Consider the following 4,309-nt stretch of genomic DNA (forward strand, 5'->3'; position numbering starts at 1 on the left):
CACCGCCCGTTCAGGAGGCGGGCTGCGCCACCTTGGTCGCGGGCTTGCCGTCGACGGCGGCGGAGAGCTGCGGGACCAGCCGGTCGAGCACGTACGGCAGGCTCAGCACGGTCGACATCGACAGCGCGTTGCCGTAGTCGCCTGTCTCCTTGACGAAGACCTCACGGCCCTGCTTGACCACGTTCAGATCGCCGTACGACGGGTCGTCGTGCAGCTTCGCCGGGTCCTTCGTGGTGTCGCCCACGATCCAGACGATGGCGTCCTGGTCGAGCAGGTCGGTGCGTTCCTTGCTGATGTTGGCGCCGAACTGGTCGCCGATCGCCTTGTCCAGGCCGGTCGGAAGCGCGAAGCCGAGGCCGCTCAGGATCCGCGAACGCGCGTCCTGGCTGCCGTAGACGAACATGCCCTCGTACGGCGTCGCCATCAGGGCGGTCGCGCCCTTGAACGCGGGGTTGGCCTTCTCGGCCGCCGCGAAGTCGGCGTTGACCCCGTCCACGAGCTTGGCCGCCTCCGCGCTCTTGCCGAGCGCCTTGCCCACGGTCTCGGTCACCTCCTGCCACGGAACGCCGTAGTCGTTGTACGCCTTGGGCTGGGCGACGACCGGGGCGAACTTGGACAGGGTCGTGTACTGCTCCTTGGTGAGCCCCGAGTACAGCGCGATGATCAGGTCCGGCTTGAGCGCCGCCACCTTCTCGATCTGCGGCCCGGTGCCGGTGTCCTTCAGCACGGTGGGCACGGGCGCGCCGCCCAGCTTGTCGCCGGCCCAGGGGCCTATCGCGCCCTTGTAGGCACCGAGCCACTCGGTGGTGCCGACCGGCACCTTGCCGAGCGCGAGCACGGCGTCCTGGTCGGTGAGCCCGACCGTCACGATGCGCTGGGGCTCTGACTTGATCGTCGTGCTGCCGTACTTGTGCGCGATCGTGACGGGATAGGCGGAGTCGGCGGGGGCGCTCGCGGCGGAGCCGGCCGGTTCGTCGTCCCCGGAGTCACCCCCACAGCCGGCGACGGTGCCGAGGAGCAGGAGTACGGAGGCGAGCGCTGCGGCGAGCCTGGGGCCTCTGAGGGAGCGGGCCATCGGGGGTTCCTTCGGTTCGGTGGGTGAGTGCGACGGGTGTCGGTTCGGTGTGTTGCTTCGGTCTGTGCGTCCGTGTGCGGTGTGTCCGGTGGGCGTCAGAGGCCGTGGCCCTTGCCCCCGCGGGTGTCCGACCACGCCTCCCACAGGGCGGCGTAGCGTCCCCCGGCTGACCGGAGTTCGTCGTGCGTGCCCGACTCGACGACGCGTCCCGCGTCCATGACGACGATGCGGTCGGCGCTCGCCGCCTGGGTGAGCCGGTGGGCGACGACGAGCGCGGTACGGCCGTCCACCGCGCGGTCGGCGGCTTTCTCCAGCACCCGGGCGCCGGCGCTGCCCGCCTCCGCCGTCGCCTCGTCCAGCACAGCGACCGGCGGGTCGGCGAGGATCAGCCGGGCGAGTGCGAGTTGTTGGGTCTGGGCGCTGCTGAGCCGGTGCCCGCCGTCGCCGACCACCGTGGCCAGGGCATCGGGCAGGGCGTCCGCCCAGCCGAGCGCGTCGACCTGGGCCAGCGCGTCACGCAGCTCCGGCTCGCCCGCGCCGGGCCTGGCCAGCAGCAGATCGTCGGCGAGCGTCCCGGCGAAGACATGGACCTCCTGCGTGATCAGCGCGACCGACCGGCCGGTGGCGGCGGGGCCGAGTTCGGTCAGGTCGACGCCGCCGAGCCGTACGGTCCCGGAGGCCGGCGCGTGGATACCGGCGACGAGCTTGGCCAGCGTGGTCTTGCCCGCGCCGCTCGCCCCGACCAGGGCGACCCGCTCGCCGGGACGCAGGTCGAGGTGGACGTCCGAGAGCACCTGGTGTCCCGGCCGGTAGGCGTGACCGACGCCGGACACCGTCACCGACGCGTCGCGCGGCACCGGAGGGCGCTCCGGCTGCGGGGGCAGCGGCAGTCCGGCGACCCCGACCAGCCGGGCCAGGCCCGCCCCCGCCGACTGGGCGTCGTCGAGCAGCGCCAGCGCCGAGTTGACCGGGGTGAACAGACTGTGGAAGTAGAGCGCGGCGGCCGTCGCCGTACCGATCGAGGCACTTCCGTCGCGCACCAGCAGAAACCCGGTGACCAGGACGGCCGTCAGACCGATGAACTCGGCGACATGCAGCCTGCTGTAGAAGCGCAGTACGAGCCGTACACCGCGCATGGTCAGCTCCACGGCCGACCAGGAGCGCGCCGTCACCCGCTCCGTGTGCTCCCGCTCCAGCCGGAACGCCCGGACGGTCGCGCTGCCGCCGATGGTGTCGAGCAGTTGCTGCTGCTGCGCGCCGACGGCGACGCGCTGCTCCGTGTAGATCGGTACGGCGTTACGTACGTACCAGCGCGCCGTGTACAGCTGGACGGGTACGGCGATGAGCGCGGCGAGCAGGAACCGCCAGTCGAGCAACGCGAGCGCGCCCAGCGTGAGAACGATGGCCAGCAGTGAACGGGCCAGCTCGGGCAGTGCGTTGCGCACCGCGTCGGCGATCAGTGACACATCGCCGGTGACCCGCGCCGTCAGGTCTCCGGAGCCTGCCCGCTCCACGCGTTCGAGCGGCAGTCCCAGCGCCCGCTCGACGAACCGCTCGCGCAACTGGGCCAGTACGCTCTCGCCGAGCCGGGATATCAGGGACAGCCCGAGCCCGGTGGTGAGGCCTTGGACGACGGCGACAGCCACCAGCAGGACGACCGGCAGCGTGATCATGCCGGGCGGCCGGCGGTCGGCGGCCAGATCGACGATGCGGCCGAGCAGCGGCTGGGTGAGCAGACCGACCGCGGTCGCTGCGACCATCGCCGTGAACCCGGCCAGCGCGAGTGCTCGGCGCGGCCGCAGCAGCGCGGCCACCGCGGCTCGGGTCTCGGCGCCGCTCGCGGTGGGCAGCAATTCCCGTGCCGTGTCGTTCTGCTGACCGTCCGTCATGAGAGCACCGCCGTACGGTAGCTGGGATGGCGCTCCACGAGCCGCGCGTGGGGCGCGGTGTCCACGACCCGGCCGTCCGCCACGAGCACCACCCGATCCGTCACCGCCAGCAGCGCGGGGCTCGTGGTCACCAGGAGTGTGGTCCTGCCCCGGCGTATCTCCCGGATGCCGGCGGCCATCGCCGCCTCGGTGACCGGGTCGACTGCGGTCGCCGGGTCGTGCACCACCAGCACCGGCGGATCGGCGGCCAGGGCGCGCGCCAGCGCGACACGCTGACGCTGCCCGCCCGACAGGGAACGGCCCCGCGCGGTCACCACCGTGTCGCCCCCCTGCGGCAGCGTTCGTGCGACTTCGTCGGCGCCGGACGCCGCCATGGCCCGCCGGATGTCCGCGCCGGCGGGCGCCGCCGCCGACACATTGGCGGTGAGGCTGCCTTCGAACAGGTCCGCGTCGTGCTCGGCGACCAGGATCGACGTACGGACGTCGGCCGGGTCGAGTGTCGTCAGCGCGACGCCGTCCAGCTCGGCCGAGCCGTCGGCCGGATCACTGCGCCGGGCCAGCACGCGCAGCAGCGCCGCCGCGTCGGCCGGGTCGGTGGTGACCACGCCGACCAGTTCGCCTGCCGTGACGGTGAGGTCGAGGGCGCGCAGCGTGCCGTACGAGACGTGCCGTAGCCGTACGGCTCCGCGGACCGGCGCGGCAGGCCTGCCGGATCCCGGGAGGACGTCGGGCGCTGCGGCCAGTACCTCGGCAAGGCGGGCGGCCGACGCCCTGCCCTGCGCGAACTCCGCGTTCACCCAGGAGAATTCGGACAGCGGACCGAGCAGGAACAGGGCGAGTCCCACGGCCGACACGAGCTGGCCGAGGCTCATCCCGCCCTCGGCGGTGAGACGTCCGCCGACAAGCGCCACGACCCCGATGAAGACCCCGGTCAGGGTGAGCACCATGCCGTTCTGCCACGACTCCGCCCGGGCCGCGCGCAGGGTGGCGGACAGCGAGAGCCTGCTGGTGTGCCGGTACCGGGTGACGGCGGCCGACTCGGCGCCGATGCCCTTGAGGATCCGCAGGCCCGCCACGAGATCGGCGGCGACCCCCGACGCGTGCGCCGCGCGCTCCTGTTCGGCCTCGCTGCGGCGCTCCAGCGGCTTGCTCAGCAGATGGCCCAGCCACAGCAGCAGGGGAGTGCCCAGCAGTACGACGGCGCCGAGCGGCGCGGAGATCCGCAGCAGCACGACCGCGCTGACCAGAAGCCCTGTCAGGGCCGAAAGGCCCGTCATCACGGCCATGTTGACGGCGCCGACCCGCTTGGCGTCCTCGGTCGCGATATTGGTGAGCGCGCCGGGGA

3 protein-coding genes are annotated in these 4,309 nt (G+C 72.9%); all 3 read right to left on the minus strand.

Translation table 11 applies throughout. The features are described 5' to 3' along the window. Positions 1-10: 10 nt before the first annotated feature. Entirely contained in the window at positions 11-1,075 is a 1,065-nt protein-coding gene (locus tag HY68_RS29800) for an iron-siderophore ABC transporter substrate-binding protein (RefSeq protein WP_041994729.1), read from the minus strand. Positions 1,076-1,170: 95 nt separating this feature from the next. Continuing rightward, positions 1,171-2,964 carry an ABC transporter ATP-binding protein gene (locus HY68_RS29805; RefSeq protein ID WP_041994732.1) on the minus strand — a complete coding sequence of 598 codons (1,794 nt, stop codon included), beginning with the start codon at positions 2,962-2,964 and terminating at the stop codon, positions 1,171-1,173. Further along, positions 2,961-4,309 (minus strand): ABC transporter ATP-binding protein (locus HY68_RS29810; protein WP_041994735.1); only part of this gene is annotated, 1,349 nt, incomplete at its 5' end. The genes HY68_RS29810 and HY68_RS29805, both read right to left, overlap by 4 nt.

Origin of the sequence: Streptomyces sp. AcH 505 (genome assembly GCF_000818175.1) — a bacterium.
In the GTDB taxonomy this organism is placed as follows: domain Bacteria; phylum Actinomycetota; class Actinomycetes; order Streptomycetales; family Streptomycetaceae; genus Streptomyces.

What these genes read in the sequence shown, in the direction of transcription:
- HY68_RS29800 (WP_041994729.1), bottom strand. Translation starts at nt 1,075, where the DNA reads ATGGCCCGCTCCCTCAGAGGCCCCAGGCTCGCCGCAGCGCTCGCCTCC.
- HY68_RS29805 (WP_041994732.1), bottom strand. Translation starts at nt 2,964, where the DNA reads ATGACGGACGGTCAGCAGAACGACACGGCACGGGAATTGCTGCCCACC.